Annotated in this window: 10 protein-coding genes and 1 pseudogene; 7 read left to right on the forward strand and 4 right to left on the reverse strand. The window is 41.1% G+C overall.

Annotated features, from left to right (window positions below; genetic code table 11):
* Position 1 precedes the first annotated feature (1 nt).
* The 5 genes from A3EU_RS32110 to A3EU_RS0127435 all read left to right on the forward strand — a co-directional run bounded on the left by A3EU_RS32110 (position 2) and on the right by A3EU_RS0127435 (position 8095).
* Positions 2–2725 carry a sensor histidine kinase gene (locus tag A3EU_RS32110; RefSeq protein WP_020539384.1) on the forward strand — a complete coding sequence of 908 codons (2724 nt, stop codon included), beginning with the start codon at positions 2–4 and terminating at the stop codon, positions 2723–2725.
* A gap of 125 nt (positions 2726–2850) precedes the next feature.
* Complete coding sequence (locus tag A3EU_RS0127415; RefSeq protein WP_020539385.1) at positions 2851–3228, forward strand: response regulator transcription factor; 378 nt, start codon at positions 2851–2853, stop codon at positions 3226–3228.
* A gap of 66 nt (positions 3229–3294) precedes the next feature.
* Positions 3295–5190: an acetate--CoA ligase gene (gene acs / locus A3EU_RS0127420; protein WP_020539386.1), complete on the forward strand. Its 1896-nt coding sequence runs from the start codon at positions 3295–3297 to the stop codon at positions 5188–5190.
* A gap of 190 nt (positions 5191–5380) precedes the next feature.
* On the forward strand, positions 5381–6034 hold the full coding sequence (locus A3EU_RS33375; RefSeq protein ID WP_020539387.1) for a hypothetical protein: 654 nt from the start codon (positions 5381–5383) through the stop codon (positions 6032–6034).
* An 864-nt stretch (positions 6035–6898) separates the two neighbouring features.
* Positions 6899–8095, forward strand: a complete 1197-nt coding sequence (locus A3EU_RS0127435) for an IS256 family transposase (RefSeq protein ID WP_020539389.1) — start codon at positions 6899–6901, stop codon at positions 8093–8095.
* Positions 8096–8369: 274 nt separating this feature from the next.
* Here A3EU_RS0127435 and A3EU_RS0127440 read toward each other — a convergent pair whose 3' ends face one another.
* The 3 genes and pseudogenes from A3EU_RS0127440 to A3EU_RS35630 form a co-directional block, all read right to left on the reverse strand.
* The gene (locus tag A3EU_RS0127440; RefSeq protein WP_020539390.1) at positions 8370–15491 is read right to left on the reverse strand and encodes a LamG domain-containing protein; all 7122 of its coding nucleotides are present in this window, start codon (positions 15489–15491) and stop codon (positions 8370–8372) included.
* 357 nt (positions 15492–15848) lie between these two features.
* Positions 15849–16148, reverse strand: a complete 300-nt coding sequence (locus A3EU_RS35625; protein WP_020539391.1) for a transposase — start codon at positions 16146–16148, stop codon at positions 15849–15851.
* A 75-nt stretch (positions 16149–16223) separates the two neighbouring features.
* Positions 16224–16394 (reverse strand): annotated as a pseudogene (locus A3EU_RS35630) (transposase); the annotation flags it as partial.
* A gap of 202 nt (positions 16395–16596) precedes the next feature.
* Between A3EU_RS35630 and A3EU_RS0127450 the strand changes: the two are divergent.
* Positions 16597–17061 (forward strand): hypothetical protein, encoded by a 465-nt coding sequence (locus A3EU_RS0127450; RefSeq protein WP_020539392.1) that lies wholly within the window; start codon positions 16597–16599, stop codon positions 17059–17061.
* Positions 17062–17068: 7 nt separating this feature from the next.
* Here A3EU_RS0127450 and A3EU_RS0127455 read toward each other — a convergent pair whose 3' ends face one another.
* Positions 17069–17860, reverse strand: coding sequence for a class I SAM-dependent methyltransferase (locus tag A3EU_RS0127455; protein WP_020539393.1), 792 nt, complete (start codon positions 17858–17860; stop codon positions 17069–17071).
* Positions 17861–17937: 77 nt separating this feature from the next.
* On the opposite strand from A3EU_RS0127455, the gene A3EU_RS0127460 reads away from it, so the two are divergent.
* A complete protein-coding gene (locus tag A3EU_RS0127460) occupies positions 17938–19011 on the forward strand; it encodes a hypothetical protein (RefSeq protein ID WP_020539394.1) in 1074 nt (357 codons plus the stop codon).
* Positions 19012–19284 lie beyond the last annotated feature (273 nt).

Raw genomic sequence — 19284 nt, forward strand, 5'->3', positions numbered from 1 at the left:
CTTGTCCAAAGTTCTAATCATATCGATTACGCTGATTTACCTGGCCTTACTTTTCGGGGTGGCTTACTATGTGGATCGAAAAGGAGGAAAACAAAAAAGCTGGACAAACTCTCCATTCATTTATGCCCTCTCCTTGGCGGTCTATTGTACCGCATGGACATTTTTTGGCAGCGTAGGGCGTTCCGCCAGTTCTGGCGCCGGTTTTTTGCCTATTTATTTAGGGCCAACCATCCTAGCACCTGTCTGGATCATTGTTTTAAGAAAGATCGTTCTTATTTGTAAAAAGCAACGAATCACTTCCATAGCCGACTTTATTTCCAGTAGATATGGTAAGAGTGCTTTTCTGGGAATTTTAGCAGTTATCATTTCTGTTTTTGGCATTATTCCTTACATCTCCATTCAACTCAAAGCCATATCTTCCAGTTTGGACCTACTGATGAATACGGACCCTTTGCTCCTCAATGTCCATGCTCATTTGCCTTTTTATGAAGACTCTGCTTTCTACGTAACGATATTACTCGCCCTTTTCGCTATCCTTTTTGGGACACGGCACCTCGACCCCAATGAACGACATGCTGGCTTGATCGCAGCAGTAGCCTTTGAGTCTATTTTTAAGCTATTGGCCTTCCTGGCAGTAGGCCTCTTTGTTGTGTATGGCTTATTTGATGGATTCAGCGATTTATTCGCCCAAGCTATCGAGCGAGAAGATATTGCCCAACTCTTCACTTTTGAAGGAGGAATGGATGGTACGCAATGGTTTTGGCTTACGCTGGTATCCATGTTCGCCTTCCTCCTTTTACCCCGCCAATTTCACGTTGCAGTAGTAGAAAATGATAACCCTGACAATATTCAGACAGCGAGTTGGCTCGTGCCTTTGTACCTCCTCCTCATCAATTTATTTGTAATACCTATCGCAATAGCTGGCAACCTACTATTGCAAGAACAAGGCATCGAACCCGATACCTACGTGCTTACGCTCCCGCTGCTGGCAGGTCAGGAAGGGCTTGCTTTTCTCGCAGCCTTGGGTGGTTTTTCAGCTGCTACCAGTATGGTCATTGTTGCTACTGTAGCACTAAGTATCATGATCAGCAACAACCTCCTCTTACCATTGGTCATCAATGCGGAGTTGGTAGACGAGACCAAGGCGGAACTCCCCGGACGCTTACTGGGAATACGCCGAGTGAGTATTATTTGCGTGCTACTACTTTCCTACAGCTATTTTAAGTTTGTAGGAGAAGGCTACTCTCTAGTGTCAATTGGCTTGATTTCTTTTTTAGCTGTTGCACAATTTGCGCCCCCCGTCATTGCAGGACTATACTGGAAAAAAGCTAACCGTAAGGGAGCCATTGGTGGCCTGATCATTGGGTTCCTCATTTGGGGGTTCACACTGCCATTTCCAACACTCATTGATGCTGGACTATTCTCAACCGACATTCTTGAATATGGTATTGGTGGTATTCATGGCCTAAAGCCACAGTCCCTTTTAGGGCTCGACCATCTTGATCAATTTTCTCATGCTGCTTTTTGGAGTTTGAGTCTTAATACACTGGCATTGATAGGTATTTCCCTTTATACAAAAACCAATGCAACAGAGATTCAACAGGCAGACCTATTTGTTAATATCTACAAGTACCAGGAGCAACAGGAAGACTACTCTCTTATCCAACGCCAAGCCAGCATTGATGATATTAAAATGGTATTGGCCCGTTTTTTAGGCATCAAAAAAGCAAGAATCCTACTAAGGAAATTTGAAAGCTACAGAAACCTTGATCTCAGCAGACTAGAAACAGCTCCTTCTGAGCTCATTAACTTTACGGAAACACAGTTAACAGGCGCACTTGGAGCAGCCTCTTCAAAACTGATTTTGGCTTCTATTGCCAAGACAGATGCCATCAGCCTTGAAGAGATGCTCACCGCCTTGGAACAAACCCAGGAAATATTACAATATAGCAGGGCTTTGGAGAAAAAAGGCCAGGAACTGGAAAAACTTACCAAAGAACTACGTAGCGCCAATCAACAGCTTCAAGAGCTTGATCAAATGAAGGCAGAATTCATTTCAACCGTTACGCATGAATTAAGAACGCCCATCACCTCTATTAAAGCTTTTGCAAAAATCCTGGCTGAAAACCCTGACTTGCCAAACGACAGAAAAAACGAATTTCTCAACGTATTGGTCAGCGAAAGTGAGCGCATAGCCAGACTTATCAACCAGGTATTAGATTTAGAAAAAATTCAGGCTACAGATCAAGAACTTAGCTTTGAAGCCATAGATTTCATACAACTATTGGAACACACCGCTACTACTTTTTCTCAACAAGTATCAGAAAAGGGAATCAACTATCATTTCGTTAGCAGTATCAAAGAAATGACCATTATGGGCAACAAGGATCGCTTGACCCAGGTATTGGTCAACCTCTGGTCGAATGCACTAAAGTTTGCTGATCCCCAAAAGGGGCAAATACAATTAGAGCTGCAAGAGGTAGATGAAACACTGGAGCTTATTTTCAGGAACAATGGCAAAGCTATCCCCCCAGAGAAACAGGATACTATTTTTGATAAGTTCACCCAGGTTCAAGACAGCAACCTGGGAAAACCACAGGGCAGTGGGCTGGGACTCTATATTTGCCGACATATACTCGAACAACATCATGGCTCGGTCAACCTTACTGCTCATCCTGAATGGGCAACCTCTTTCCTGATTCGCCTACCTGCCGTAAAGAACTAATCGTCAGCAATCCTGATTTCCGATTTATCTCTTTTGTTTCCAATATTTGGCGAAATTTATTTTCCTTTTTATTACATTTGCCTATAGCAATAGCTTATCTTGCAATTCAATAATCGCTCATTATTATGAAAAGAAATGGTACGATTCTTCTCGTTGATGACGAGCCTAATATTCTCCTTGCGTTGGAGTTTTTAATTCAACAGAAAGGCTTTAACGTTGTCAAAGCTTCTGATGGCTCAAAAGGTATCCAGCAAGCACGTAAACATCAACCAGATATTGTAATACTGGATGTTATGATGCCCGGCCTTGATGGTTTTTCTGTAGCCAAAGCCATTCGCAACGACGAAAACCTTACCGATACAACCATTATTTTCCTCACAGCAAAAGGTACTTCCCAAGATCGTCACCAAGGCTATTCTAGCGGAGGCGAAATATACCTTACAAAACCTTTCGACAATCAGGAATTAGTAGATATTATTTCGGAAGTTTTTGAGTTTGGCTGATAAAATTTTTTATCTTTACACATATACACATCTATATACGTTTGTATAAAATAATAACCGCTTCATATGACCTCACAAATTACCTCCTTCGAAGAATACCAAAAGGTATATCAACAAAGCGTAACCGATCCGGAGGGTTTCTGGGCTGCTCAGGCCGAAACTTTCCAATGGCGCAAAAAATGGGATAAAGTATTAGACTGGAATTTCCGCGATCCTGATGTAAAATGGTTCACTGGTGGAAAACTCAACATTACAGAAAACTGTCTCGACCGCCATTTAGCTGATCGTGGAGATCAGGTTGCTATCAAGTACGATGCAAATGATCCAAACACTCCTGTAAAAGATATTACCTATAAAGAATTACATGCAGCAGTCTGTCAGGCAGCAAACGCACTCAAAGAACTTGGCGTAAGCAAAGGTGATCGGGTTTGTTTTTACATGCCCATGGTACCTGAACTTGCCATTGCAGTACTAGCTTGTGCTCGTATTGGTGCTATCCATTCTGTTGTTTTTGCGGGCTTCTCTGCCAAAGCACTTGCAGACCGTATCAATGACGCCACCTGTAATATGGTCATCTGTTCTGACTACAACAATCGCGGGGCAAAACACATCCCCGTCAAACAAGTGGTAGACGATGCAATGGAACTGGGTTGCCCAAGTATTGAAACGGTATTGGTCCACAAAAATACAGGCGACGAAGTTAGCTGGTCTGACCGCGACGTATGGTGGCATGATATTGTTGACAAGCAAGCAACTACCTGCCCAGCCGAAGCAATGGATAGTGAAGACATGCTCTTCATTCTCTACACTTCCGGTTCTACCGGAAAACCCAAAGGAGTCGTTCACACTTGTGGGGGGTATATGGTGTATACCTGCTACAGCTTCCGCAATGTTTTTCAATATCAGGACGGCGACGTCTACTGGTGTACTGCTGATATTGGCTGGATTACCGGCCACTCCTACATCATTTATGGCCCGCTACTGGCTGGTGCAACAACTGTGATGTTTGAAGGCGTGCCTACTTATCCAGACGCTGGCCGCTTCTGGGCATCTGTTGAAAAGATGAAGGTCAACCAGTTTTACACTGCTCCTACTGCCATCAGAGCACTTATGGCCTATGGGAATGAATACGTAAACAAGTATGACCTCAGTAGTATCAAGGTTCTAGGTTCTGTTGGTGAACCGATTAACCACGAAGCATGGGAATGGTACCATGAGGTAGTAGGAAAGGGCAAAAGCCCAATTGTAGACACTTGGTGGCAAACCGAAACCGGGGGCATTATGATCTCTGGCCTTGGCGACCATAGTCCGCAAAAAGCTACTTTCGCGGGCTATCCACTCCCCGGCATACAGCCTTGCCTCGTAGATAAAGAAGGTAACGAACTGCATGATATGGAGGAAGAAGGCCTCTTATGTGTAAAATACCCCTGGCCCTCTATGCTCCGTACCACTTATGGTGACCATGAGCGCTGCCGAATTACGTATTTCTCACACTTTGATGACAAGTATTTTACCGGAGATGGTGCTCGCCGTGATGCTAATGGCATGTATCGAATTGTTGGCCGAGTAGATGATGTAATCAACGTCTCTGGCCACCGGATGGGTACTGCTGAAGTAGAGAATGCTATCGACGAACACGTTCAGGTATTGGAATCTGCCGTAGTCGGCTACCCACACGATATCAAAGGCCAGGGTATTTATGCTTACGTCATTATTGATGAAAAAGTAACCGACCACGATAAGCTCAGAAAGGAGATCAATGCTGTTGTCCGTGATGTCATTGGCCCTATTGCCAAGCCAGACAAGATTCAGATTGTAAGCGACTTGCCTAAGACACGCTCCGGCAAGATTATGCGCCGCATCTTACGGAAGATAGCCTCGGGAGATACCTCTAATTTAGGAGACACCTCTACCCTATTGAATCCTGAAATTGTGGAAGAGATTAAGGACGGAGCGGTTTAAGGGTACTAAGTACTTTGTACTAGGTACTAGGTAAGGATTTTGATAGCCGTAGGCTTTTATGTCCTTACCAAGTACCCAGTACTTTGTACCCTGTACCAAAAAAACACTTCAGTAGCAAAAATCGACAGTTCAGTCAGGCTGCTTTTCAGGGGCGTTAATGGAGACCTAACTTGTTGGAAAATTAATCATCATGTTAGAGCTACTTTACCGCCCCTTAATTATTCTGCACATCATTACTGGCCTTATAGCCATGGGTGCATCCATGATTGCCTTTGCCACCTCTAAATGGAGCCACTGGCACAAAAAGGCGGGCAATGTCTTCTTTCTTACCATGTTGATTACTTCCCTGGCCAGCATTCCCTCTGGCATTGTACACGAGAAATGGGCACTGGTTATGCTCTGTGTGTTTAGCTTTCACCTCACCTATACGGGCAAGCGTTATCTAGCTTTTCGTCGTCAAGAAAAGCCTACGTTTCTAGATTATTCCTCAAGTATCATGATTCTTGTTTTTGGTATTCTCCTCTTAACTATTGGAGTCCCCACCTTTGTGAGTAAAATGGGATCAATGGGAGCGATTGCACCAGCAGCTTTTGGACTCATCTCTCTAAGTATGGCGCGGGAAGATTACCAATGGTATCGGAATATCAATCGTAGTCCAAAACTGGCCTTACGCCGCCATATTGGCCGAATGGGTGGTGCCACTATCGCCGTATTCACGGCTTTTTTCGTCAATGTAAACTTTGTGATCCCCAGCAGTATTGCATGGATTATTCCGACGGTAATTGGTAGCTTTTTGATTGCCTGGTTTATGCGTAAGTTGCGGTTGGGGCAACCGATTCGGTAGGGCTTTTTCGTAAATAAAGAAGTAAATTCAGGTATAATCATTTAGTAACGGTAAGAGGCTATATTTTTCTACTGGTACTTACAATACTTTATTCATGTGACCCTAGGTAGGGTATCCTCAAAAGTCACCCATTCCCAGTTGCTGTGGGGCAACTGTAGCGTCTAGCTTGAGCCTTCCTTTGTTGAGTTGAGTGATTCCTTAGGAGGTCTTTAGCCACTGGATTGTGTTAGGGTAACTTCATTTTGGGACGGTCGCCTTTACTTCGGATCAGAAGGATACCTACAACTCGGCTTGGCTCTATTATCGGGCGACAGCGTTTGTTCAAAAGTAGTGCGAAAACGACTCGGCCCTGCATTTATTCTAGTAATTACCGCTGAGCTTAGAGATCATGTTCAGAAGCTGGGCACAGTTGTATGAATTCCAGTACGGGTAAACTACCAAGGCGATGAAAACCAATACCATGTAGTTTCAGGCCAAAGAAATGTATTTTTTTAGTCGAATTGTAGCCTTTATCGCACAACTCTGGAGCTACTTTGCCTTTTCGCTTGCCACTACAAGGCAGTATTGGCATCAATCGGTTAACGAAATAAGGCTTCGCTCATTAAAGACGGCCCAATGCTTTCTAACCAATCGGCTGACCAAAATAGGAAAGACGGGCACCAATCGATTCAAGCGGGCATTATATAGGCGGAGTAACTGGGAAGACATGGAAAATAGTGCAACCAATGATGCTGGATATAATTGTAGGTGTCTTTGACCCTGAATCCACCTTCTAAGGGGGAGTATAGATAATTTTGTGTTTCTCGATAAATCAGAAAAGGTGTTGTAACTTTTGCAGGCAAATTTTTGATAAAAAATTTCACCATGCAAGAACAGACGAATCAATTATTAGAAGAACTGATTAGCCAGTTGAAAGGGAAGGAGGATTTTGAAGAACTGCGAGAGCAATTATTCAAGCGAGGCGTTGAAGCATTACTCAAATCAGAGCTTACAGCCCATTTAGGCCACAGTGAAGGAGCTGAACCATTGGAGGACAATGTTCTCAACGGATATTCTGCAAAGACGATAAAAGGAGCTAATGGCACCCATCGAATCCAGGTTCCTCGTGACCGTAAATCGACCTTTGATCCAGTGATTGTTCCTAAGCATAAGTCAATGACTCAGGAGCTGGAAGACTGCATTATTTTACTTTACGCTAAAGGAATGAGTAATGCCGATATTGTTGACTTTACGGAGCAAACTTATGGCATAAAATACTCCCCTTCTCAAGTTTCTCTGATCACTAATCAATTGCTGGAGGATATCAAACAATGGCAACAACGGCCATTAGACGATCAGTATGCAGTGGTATGGATTGATGCGATTCACTATAAGATACGGCAAGATAACAAGGTGATTTCTAAGGCTTGTATGATTGCCTTAGGCATTGATATGGAGGGCAGGCAAGACATCATTTCTATGACAATAGTAGAAAATGAAAGTGCATCGGCATGGAGCCTTATTCTGGATGACCTTAAAAGCCGTGGCGTTAAGGATATTCTTATGTTGTGTTCTGACAATTTAAGCGGCTTAGACAAGGCTGTTCAAGCAGTATTGCCACAAAGTGTCCATCAAATTTGTATTGTTCATCAGATTCGCAACTCGCTAAAATTTGTTTCCTACAAGCATCGAAAGGCCATTGTGAAAGATATAAAGTCTATTTACCAAGCCAGCAATGAGCCTATGGCTAGAGAGGCTTTTGAGGTTTTTAAAGAAAACTGGAATGATAAATACCCAGTTGCAGTCAAATCATGGGAGCAAAATTGGGAGAATCTTACCGCTTTCCTTGCCTATCCTGTGGAGATCCGAAAACTCATCTACACAACCAATATTATTGAAAGCTTCAATGCTAGTCTGAGGAAATACACCAAAAACAAAAGGGTCTTTCCAACGGACAATGCTGCATTGAAGTCGGTATATCTAGCAGCACAACAAATCAGCAAAAAGTGGCAAAAAAGCCGATCTGGATGGGCACAGATTTACAACCAATTGCACATCCATTTTGAAAACCGTATTTTGTAATCATACCCTGAAAAAGGTACAACGCCTTTTCGCTTGGAAACACAAAATTCTGCATAAGCTCGCATAAGCTCTTCTAAGGCCATACTAAACAGGTAAGTTGTCAGTAGTTTTTGATTGGTTTTTCGTAAACCGTATACAATGCCATTCTAACTCTTCTTCGTATATTTTGCATACGTAGAAGTACAGTTCGATAAGTTGTAGAAGTCGCATTCCACAAAGTTATCAACTTGCTTCTACGTATTTTTAGCTCTTAATTCGCATTATAAGTACATATTTACTCTACGTCCACACCATAGTATAGGCACAGATAATGTAAAATTTCTTTCTTGTATTTCTTCTCAGAAAATTCCTGTAAATGCTGATCAATTGCGTCACCTACCCTTTTCTTAAAATCTTCACTGCTTGTATATCCCTTAATGTATGGCTCCAACAGTTTTATTAATACATAATTACTTTCGATGTTCTGAGCTATCATTTTTTCCTCCAAAGGAGTATCACCGGCAGTAGGAATTTTTGGTAAAACCCGGCTTACATAAGTCACCCTATGCATTATCCGCCAGCACTTGAGTTCCTGACCATTCACCCCGTTTATCACTGAACGTAAAGCTTTTGCATTCGGATGATTACTTTCCGCTAGCCACGTTCGATCTATAACTTTCTCAAAAAGAGTTCGATAATTATCAGCATCTGGCTCTAAGTAGAAACTCATGAAGCGATAGGCATCCACTGTGCCGGGGGTAAGTAAATTTTCTTTTAACACAGTCCCGATGAATTGATATCTGGGGGAGGTGGGCAAGCTGATACTAATATTTAAACTAAAAGAATTGTTGGACTCTTTCGTTTTGCTTTTTGTCAAGGTAAGAGTTGAATCGGAGCCAAAAGTAAATTCTTCTTCAATCTCGAGAGGTGCTTCAACTTCAGCAAAAGCCCCTAGGCCTCCCCCCATGTTAATAGACATCTCATTGCTAATCACTTCCTGCTGTGTTTCCAGTGTTTCAGTGGATTCGGCGTAGAAGCCACCCTCTACAGTCCATACATACGTATTTGCTATATTGCGTTTACTGAGGTTCTTAGCTATTTTATTCCTAAGATCTGTATTATTATAAGATGTTCTATTCATAATCTGCCCCAAAATTTGGTTTTTCACCCCGGCAATCAGCGGACCAACTACGGGCACGGCATTCATTATTTGTAATATACCCGTAGCAATTGAAATAGCTTTGAACCCATCATCTGAATCTTCTACATCAAAACTGTTATAATATTGTTCTAGTTGAAGTTGCTCCCGTTCAATGCGTTTCTTGAGTTTATAGGCCTCGGTTGGTTTAAAGTAACTATACTGACCATACGTATCTGCATTGGGGTAGTGATCCTTTTCCGGTTGTCCTTTGAACTTTCCATCCAATACACCTTGTTTCACGTAAAATGGGTTAATCGGAAATGGAATAATATTGGTGTCTTCTGGAATGTCGGGATTGGGTTGGTAAATAATTTTGACAACAGCATTGTTATGAGCTAGTTTCAAAACGTAAACGTCGGCTGTTTTAGATTTCACTAGTGCATATCCTGTATTCCCAAGTCCATAATAAAGATTGTCATCACCCTCTATTCTTTTCCCTGAATAGCCCGCCAAGGAAGCGCTCATACTTCGGTTGGTGTTTTTGCTGACCCCTTTCTCAAAACTGGCTGATCGATTTCCTGTATTTTCCCAGTTGGAGGTACCTTTGACACCAGCTTTCCCCTTGATCGTTATTCCTATTCCCAATGGTGCAATAATAGTATCTATTCCCCCGCCTATTTTAGTTTCCCCTTCGGCAGCTGCCCGATAACCATTTTCTTTAGAGACTGAATAATTGTAAGCTATTTCATCCGCCTCTTCAAATTCAGTAGAATTTTCCAATAAATAGGCATAAATATCGAGATCCTTGTCTGCCGCATAAGATAGGTTTTCCCCAGGTATAGGTGGAGGGCCTTCCATATATCCAACTATTTGGGGAGCATACTGAGCCTGGCCATACCATTCGCTGATCAGATTCCCCACTTTAAAACCGGTCACCAAGTGCCATTCTTTATCCTTAATAAAGGAATAACACTTCTTTAATATGCCATTGATTAAGCCTTCGTTTGAATGTTGTACGTCACCATATTCTACGATAGCAGGCCTACTATCTATATAATCGTTAAATTGGTTATCTTTAAAGTTATTAGAAGATAGAACTACAGGTATTTCCTCAGAGACGGGAGCTGTAGAATTAACCACTTTTATTCTGGTTGCTCCAGAAGGCCCTGAAGCTGATTCCGGTTCTTTTATTGCCAAATGATTCCCATTGTACCCAGCATCTAAAAATAATTTTTCGGTTCCTTCATCTCCATCGAACGTATAATTTGCCAATATGTCCTTCTTCTCGCCCTTGAGCCGAGAAAATACATTATCGCATATTTCCTCTTCCGTTCTGCAGATTCCCCATATTCTGACCTCCTCCATCTCTCCCTGGTAAAGTTCATAGTATTTCCCTTGATTATAATACCCACCAAGGCTGAATTGCATATTGGTCTTTTGGGAATCGTCTACTGTGGAGAGTTTAACCTGCTGGATTTCACCATCAAAGTAAAATCTGATTGGTTTTTTTTCTGTATTGGGGCTATGGCTCCAGATTACTTTGCCTTCAATAATTGCATCGTTATCGCCTCGAAGTTCGGAGAGGTATTTTCCTTCCCCCTCCTCCATCAACCATGCGGCGGCCAGCCCTTTAGTATCTTGAGGCATTTGATACCGAGAAGCTTCTGATTCCGTCAGTGCTCTATTCCAAAGGCGTACTTCATCAACAATTCCACTAAACCCACTGCTACCAATAAATAATTCCTTGAACTGATTTGCAGGAGGTAGAATTTCAATTGCTTCTTCAGAAACATATGCATTATCCTCTATAATTAAGGATATAAAATAATTATCGCCCTCTTGGTACGCTTCCCCATTATTGGCAACACCACTTATCTCTGACGTATCAAAACTATCCAATTTCTCATAGAGTTTCTCAATACTTTCATCCATATTCTTTAGTAACTCATCAGTATCTTTTTCTGCGTATTTTTCTCGATTGCGCCCATTATTTTTGCTGTCGTCATTTTCAGGAATCGGCATCGTCTTACCAAAACTTTCTTTGTTTGGCTTCTTTTTACTTTTTATCAAAGTAATTTTTTGAAAATCACCGATTTTCCCTTTTACCGTATTATTGACTAAATTATCGCTATTTCCTAAAGTGTAAATAACCTCGAACTCATCTGAACCCACTTTTTTAATCTTAACGGTATACTCTCCCTGCTTTTCAAGAATCGTGGCTTCCGAAGCCGACATTTGCTTCACCTCTAACAATAGTTCAATTGAAAATTCTCCATCAGAGCTAAGCGACTTGTTCCGGCCACAATTTATCCTCCCTCCATTTAGTTTTACGCCCCAGAATTTGTTATATGTCACTGCGAGGTGTCGCCACTCGTAGAAAGGGTGCTGCCCAATAGCTTCTACCCGATGGTTGTCAATATTAGCAAAGCAAGTGTACATGCCATCTTTTTCCTGAATATTTAGGTCATAATATTCTACAGGCAGTTGCTCTGCATCATTTTCGGGCGAATGATAATGAATGATAGAGGCAATTTCACCATTTGCCAGTGGGGTTGGCTTGATCCATGCCTCCAAGCTCAGACCTTTTTTTGATGGACGCAAGCTCTCCAGGTTTTCTTTATTCTCGCGGTCGATCTGTAAAATCCCTTTCTTTTGTTGATGGCTAAAAAGAATTGCTTTTCCTGGAGAAGGAAGAACCCACTGCTCTCCTAATTCTATTCTTTCCTTGACTATGAAAAATGAAGTCTGACTTGGATATCCTGCGGGGAGAAAGTATTCTCGTGTTCCACTTACTTCTACTAAACACTCACCAGGGGAGCTATTAAAGGTATCTATACGACCATCAAGTATCGCGTCAACACTCGTTGACCCACTATCCGCTTTTTTGAGCCAGGCATTATATGCCTTTCCTAAATCAGTTTCAATAGAAAATATATCATCCGTAACAGGTATATCATTTATTGTCTCTAAGTAAATACTAAAAATTTCGATGCATTGACTTTCAACATTAATCTCAAATGCTAGTTCGTGTTCGCGACCAAAACTAAATCTAGCTTCCCCTATTTGAAAGTCACAAATTCCTCTGTAAAATGCCTTTTTAAAATCATCGTTATTACTAATCCTTTCATAATCAACTTCACCATTATCTTTTAAGTCATGCCTACTTAACAGGCTGCAATCATTAGCTAATAAAATACTGACACTCCAATATAAAGAATATTCAGAAGAGATTTTAATATCTTTTATATTGCCTAATAGAAAACTCCTTTTTCCATTCAACACATCAGCTATAAAACTTCCACTATTGAATACTGGATAAAAATTTTGTTTAGCTTCCCAATAATCATGACTTTTTACGATTTTATCAGCTTTATCATGAGTATCCAGAAACAATACCAAACCACCATCATAATCCGATGTTGGCCTTTCACTTTTAGCCGCACGAGCCAAATAAATGTTATAAGGTCCTTTTTCTAATCCTTTAGGATTTTTTATATCTGAAAGCCCAAGTTTATTATACAGTAATTTCGCTGATTTTGTCCTGATAACTCCATCAGGATTTTCAAAATACAATACTGCAAAATTCCCACCTGTTTGATTAAAGAGCATTTGTTTTGTACTTGCCCCCTTAAAGTAGATACCAAGCCTACCTTGTGCGTCACAAAAAAGATAGGGACGTACTTTCGCCTCAATAATTTCTCTGGTTTCTTCCCCTTGATCGTTATAACGATAGATATAATCTTCAATACGGAGGTTAGAGATGGCCCATGGTAAGCCATCTTCTATTTCCACCGGGCTCATTTTCACAATCTCTTCCGATACTATTCCCTTTTGGTCGAAAATATGTAGGCCGTCATTCTCTATAACTTTACCAAGATCGTCATATTTAGGAATCAAAAGATCGTTTATCCTTCCGGAATCTTCAAGAGGGATTCTGATAGACCATAACCAATTATCATTAAACACATAAGCCAGCATCACACTCCGTTCGTGCCCATATAGTTTTTTGCCATGGTTGAATAAAATAGCGGAAAGTGCATCAATCGATTTAATAGCCGCCTGCTTAGATACCGGAATAATCATTTCAGGTAAACCCGAATTGCTATTAATGACCCTGTTATGATAAAAGAATTCAGCTAAATCAGACTTGGTCTTTTTATATTCCTCTTCGTTTTTGTCCCTCTTTTTATTGCTAATTATTTTATTTTTTATGTCAGTTACACACTCGTCGACAGTTTGGTTTTTGAAATCTGCAATCTCGTTTTTAGAAAGGGAATATTTTTCTTTGTATTTCTCTACCTGCATTTTAGCAGCATCAATTTTTTCTTGTTGAGACTCCACGACTGCCCAGTGAAATTTAAATCTTTTGACTGCATTTACCTTTTCCGCTTCGTTGAGTTGGGCAAATGCAGTGTCGTTCTGGATTCCTTCTAACAAAAAGTGCAGGTTATCATTTTCTACTTTCACTATGGCTTCGACATTCTCCGGACTTAGCTGGTGCTCTTTTATAAAGTTGTCGACAACCAACTGACTTTGGCCAAGATCGAACCACCCGTTCGCTTTTTGGGGATTGGCTTGTTGTTCAGGTTCGGCAATGAGTAAATTTTTCTTGAGTACCTCTACATCGTTATTTAAAATGAGCTCTTCATTCTTTGTGAAAATATTTTCTTTGCTGTTCAATGTTCCGACAAAGGCGTTATAACGTTCTTCATCCTTTTCTGACCTTATTCTTTCAATGTCTTCCTTTGATAAGTCATATTTTTCGGTAAAATCATCTACAAACTTCTGCGATTCACCAAAATCAAACCAGCCATCTTCGCTTACCTTGAAGTTCCACGCCTTGAGTATTTCCTGTGTCCCCCCCTCTGTATCATTACTAAAGATTTGCCAACGCTTCTCATCTTTCTTCTTTACGGGGATTTGGAATACCGAAAAAGCTCCGTTATTCATGTTTTTCACGAAGGCCAGTTCAAGAGTTGGCTCAATAAAATGGTTTTTATCCCTGTCAACTGGTGACAACGCATCTCTTCGATCCGCCGGCCGAATTTTATTTCCGCTGTGCTTGTAGCGAATTTCCCTTGCATTGACCAATTTAGTTCCACTAAGCACAAATCTATCCGCTAATAGTGTCTTATCTGCTATTTTCTGCAAGCTCGCAGGCGCTTCACTTTTATCCGCCTGGCGAAATAGATAAACGTACTTTCCATCGGAAAGCACCTGAAAAGGGGTAAGTCCTGTAAAACAAGCCGTTGTTGAGTAAAAAGCATCTCCTTTTACTCCATTTTCAACCGCTTCAGCAGTCAGTTCTTCCTTTTTATCGTTTACCAATGCCAGCTTATGGTTATCAACGATGGCAAAACCGGCCTGACCGATCTCACGGGGAAATCCCAATTCTTGTTTAACTGTCCAGGCTTCCCTATCAATTAAATCTTGCGCAGGATCAAGGTTCAGTACAGAATAAATAAAGCGCCTGTCCTCATTTAGGGCAAAGCCGACGACTGTCCCTTGGTGTTCAACCATGGCCGTGTATACGAAATCCCCCTTAAATACTTTAGTATTTTTTGCCTGTATTAAGGTTTGCTTGGCTTTTCCGTACTCAAATGGTAATTGCTTAATGCTCTCCTCGGATAATGCATAGTCGTAAATGCGCAGGTCTGCCATGCCGCCTTGGAAATTTGTCCAATGTGGTTCAGTCCCTTCGTACACATCACCTTCAATCAATGTATTACCAATAGATATCTGGATGTCTTTATAGTCACCATTTCTAGTAGAATTAATATTTTTCTTAAACGAATTTTCACCATTAATATAGAATGAAAATTCAGTTTCTGATTCTCCTTTTTTTGCTATCCGGAGCAAAAAATATTGCCAACACATTGTTTTAATGACCGTTTTTTCACGCAATTCTTCTGGGGCATCAAAAACAGTAAAATTTAACTCATTATCAGATACACTTATATGAGTACTTCTACCATGATTTGACGTAGTAGTCGTTGTAATTTCTTCAAACTGATGTATTTCGATTAAGGGCGCTTTTTCGGAAGGATTTTTGATAAATGCCCAGAAACCAATTGAAAGTTCTCTGCCCATAATAGGCTTATTAGGGTCATTTGCAGACATCCTTAAGCAGGATTCTTGTTTAAACCATACATGATGATTGTCTACAGAGTCAAGATTTTTTGGACGGAGAGCAAATCCAAAATCATTTTTTTTGACAATAAGTTGATTCTCTGGGCTAAGCTGTGTGAAAGGGAGGTGTAGTTCTTTTTTTTCCATACTGAATGTTCGATTGAAGAGTCGTAGAGATGATGATTGTTTGAGGTAAGTTTTCTTAAGGTTCGAAGAGCACACTCTTAATGGTGGATCTAATGCAAAATTTTACTTGCTAAGGCTCTAGTGGAGAAAGTGCCAAATATAAAAGCTTGTTAGGGAATTTTATAACGCACAATAGACTATTATCCAAATAATCATTGAGATATCAACTAATAACACAAGAATTATAGCGATTTGTGTCGTTTTTTTTCATAATCAATGACTACACAGCAAAAAAAATAGCCAAACAAAGCTTCTTTCTACAACCCAACGCTTGGACTCTAAGATAAAACCTTTGGTACCATCTGGGCGATGAGGAATTTAAAATTCCATACCACAATCCTCTACGGCATCAACAAACGTACCACAATAGGTTTTATCCCCCATGATCGTTTCCAAGCGATCACCGAAGTCAAAACATCGGTTCAATAAGTTGCATCCTTGAGGACTGTCGTGCAGATTAACCGAATGAATATGACAATCATATATTCGACCTAGGACATCAACTAAAATATGACGCTTTCTACCATTCACTTTTTTATTGCCATCGAGCCATCTTCCTATATGGCAAGCTGGCATTAGTTTGATACTTTGAAAGTCTACTAAACCTAGACTAGGCAAGGTTTATCTGCCTTTTTGTAAACGTTCGAGTCGATTCAATGCCAAATTGATCTCGTAGATCGCACCCTCTTTATCTCATTTTTTGAAATAGTAGTAAACCGCTTGCCAATCAGGAAAATTGGTTTGCTCTAAACATCTCCATTGCATGCCACTTCTGGTTACAAAAAGTATAGCATTAAAGACATCTGTCAAATCTATTTTCCGCTTTCTTTGCCAGTTGATAAATTGTTTGATAACTTCCCACTGGTCATCAGTGAGCCGCTCATACTTGAGCTACATATCTTGAAGTTTTGGTCGACCTAAAGACACGTTGATGATCGTTTCCTTAGACCAAATAAAATTTCCCAAAAAACTCTAAATTGGTCTACAATGGAGACATCCTCTTAAGGAAAAAAAGAGATTGTAAATAATATATACGTTACTAAGGTTCCCCCTAGAAACATGCTAAATGGAATTTCAAAACAACCAAAAAAAATCACTACGAATTGCTATTGGTCTTTTCATTCTGATCATGATAATCACTACACTCCTGATAGGCCCTGTAACAAAAGTACTCTGCTATATCGTATTTCCACTCGTGATGGCAGCTGCTATGTTTCGAATGCACAGTGGTAAAAGGGTTAGAGCGTTTTCCTTAAACGAGGATCACATTATTGCTCTTTTATACGAAAAGCCATTTACACTCAAGGAAAGGACATTCCCTCTAGGTGCTCTAAAATGGTTTTGGTCGGAAGAGTTAGTCGGAGAATTTCAAATCGCTAAAAAACTAGTGGGGAAATCAATCGATCACAGTACAGTAATTATGTTCTCGGAAGAACAAAATCTCTGGAATAGAGATCAAATGAAAAAAATTGCAATAGCACTCCAAGAAAAAGGAGCCACTGTTAAAGGTTTCCATCCTTTTAAGCCATAAAAAGCCCTTAACTCCCCTTCCTCACCACATAATACCCACAAGTCGTCAGAAAATTTCGCATGAAAGGAATTGCACTGATAACACCCCACTGCTTACGCATTTTCAAGCCAAATTTCACTTCGTAATTGGGATTAATGAGCCAGAGCTGCTCGCGGTCAATGTGATAACCATTGGTGTTGATGATTTTACGTAAGCGTTCGATGCTGATGCCCGTAGACTTGATATAAAGGAGTTCATCAATAACAGCCTGTCTTTCACCAAAAGCCTTCAACACCATGCGGTATAATGGAACGGGTAACAAATGAAAATAAGGCAATTTCGAAAGCACCTTACTACTGCATACCTGCTGATGACCACCAAAGGGCATATACCATGGCGGAAAGCCAAGAAACAATCGTCCATCAGGCTTTAGATAAGCTTTGATGTAAGCCATAAAACGATCTTGATCGACGATGTGCTCAATCACATCACGTAAGAAGATAAAATCGAAAGTACCCAGTGTCTCAGGCTCTAAATCGTAGACGTCTCCTGCGATCAATTCGAGTTTAGCTTGATTGGGATGCCCTGCATAAAACGCTTCAGCCCGCTCAATTTGCTGGGCATTTAGATCTACCCCCACACAGTTGCAGCCTAGATCCAAAAAAGGTTTGAGGTTGCCACCTTCGCCACAGCCTACCTCCAGAATGCGATGTTCCTGGCCAATAGGAAGAAAAGGACGAACGAAAGGAATCACGTACTTTTCCGTCGTGTAAGCTTGTTCTTCAAAATACCGTTGCCGATCTGAATGACGTTCCTGCATAAATCTTGTTCGTTGTGTCGCGAAATTAGGAAATCCCCTCGGTATTAAGTTATTTTTGACAAAAAGCTACTACAAGTATGGCTGGTAATATCCCTTCCAAGAAAAAAATAGTCGTTCCTATCTCAGACGATTTACAATCCTACCTTCGCCGGTATGGGCGATCTGTGGAGCTTCCGCTGCAATACGACGACCTCACCCACTATGAATCAAGTATCCCTCTGGAAGATCACGAGGGAAACCCTACCTACTGGGAGCAGGTCTTTTATAATGAATACGATCGTGAAAACTTGTATCGCTCGCTCACCCGAATTTATTCGCTGTTGAAAACGGATGGAGATACCGATGTTCTCCAACATCTTACCGTTGCACGGGTCGATTATTGCACCTTTGGCAACACCAAACCTTTTCGGATCAGGATCATCAATGGACTTAATGACAACTATGATCATTTTTATATCAAAAAGTCAGATGCCTCCCGGATCTATGGGGCAGAACTCGAAGAACTGCTTTCGCCCAACTCTTTTATGTACCTGCATCATGGAGATACCCTGATTGAAGAACACATTGCAGGCATCCCCGGTGATGACTTTATCCGTAAAAATCTGGCAGACACCACCTTCAACCAAATCCGAATAGCCAAGGAGTTTGTCAAATTCAACGAGCGCTGTTTTGTGCGCCTATTAGGAGATATGCGAGCCTACAACTACGTAGTGGATATTACACCAGATATCGAGGGGTCTCAGTATCGTATGCGGGCCATTGATTTTGACCAGCAATCGTATGAAGGAGGAAGTAGTTTTTACCAACCTAAATACTTTAAGGAGAACAATCCCATCATTTTCCTGGGCCAACAGCACATGACCGTGGATACCATGAAACAGTATCAAATGGAGGAACGCAGCCTGATTGCCAATCGCATCAAAGCAAGTAAAAGAAGAGTGAGCGCACTGTTCTCCGTAATGATCAAAGACGAAATTTCAAACCCTAAAAAAGTCGAGAAACTCAAAAAAGAGCTGGCTTACCACCACTCCACCAAGGTGTTTGACCATTGCAAGAGCATGGGGGAGATTGTCTACGAAAACCTCAAATTGGTGCTGGCCAAAGAATTTAAGCAGAGTACTGCTATTTTTGACTTAGCCTCCGATGAGTAAAGCTGGACTTTTGGCAAAAGTCCGTAGAGGGATGCGGGCTGCTCCGCGCCCTCAGGGTAGAAGGTATAGGGATAACAGACGATTAAGCATAATTCCCAATTTCGATTATAAAAGTCGAGGTTGAGAGATTTACAAGCCATTTCTACTAGTGAATCCCCCAGTAGCGTTATAGTCTAACAAGGCATAGCTTAATGTGACGTAGCATGGCTAAATCAAATCCCATGAAATAGGAAACAGTGTTTAACACCTCCTAATTTGCAGAATTAATAGCCT

The organism is Lewinella cohaerens DSM 23179 (assembly GCF_000379805.1).
In the GTDB taxonomy this organism is placed as follows: Bacteria; Bacteroidota; Bacteroidia; order Chitinophagales; family Saprospiraceae; genus Lewinella; species Lewinella cohaerens.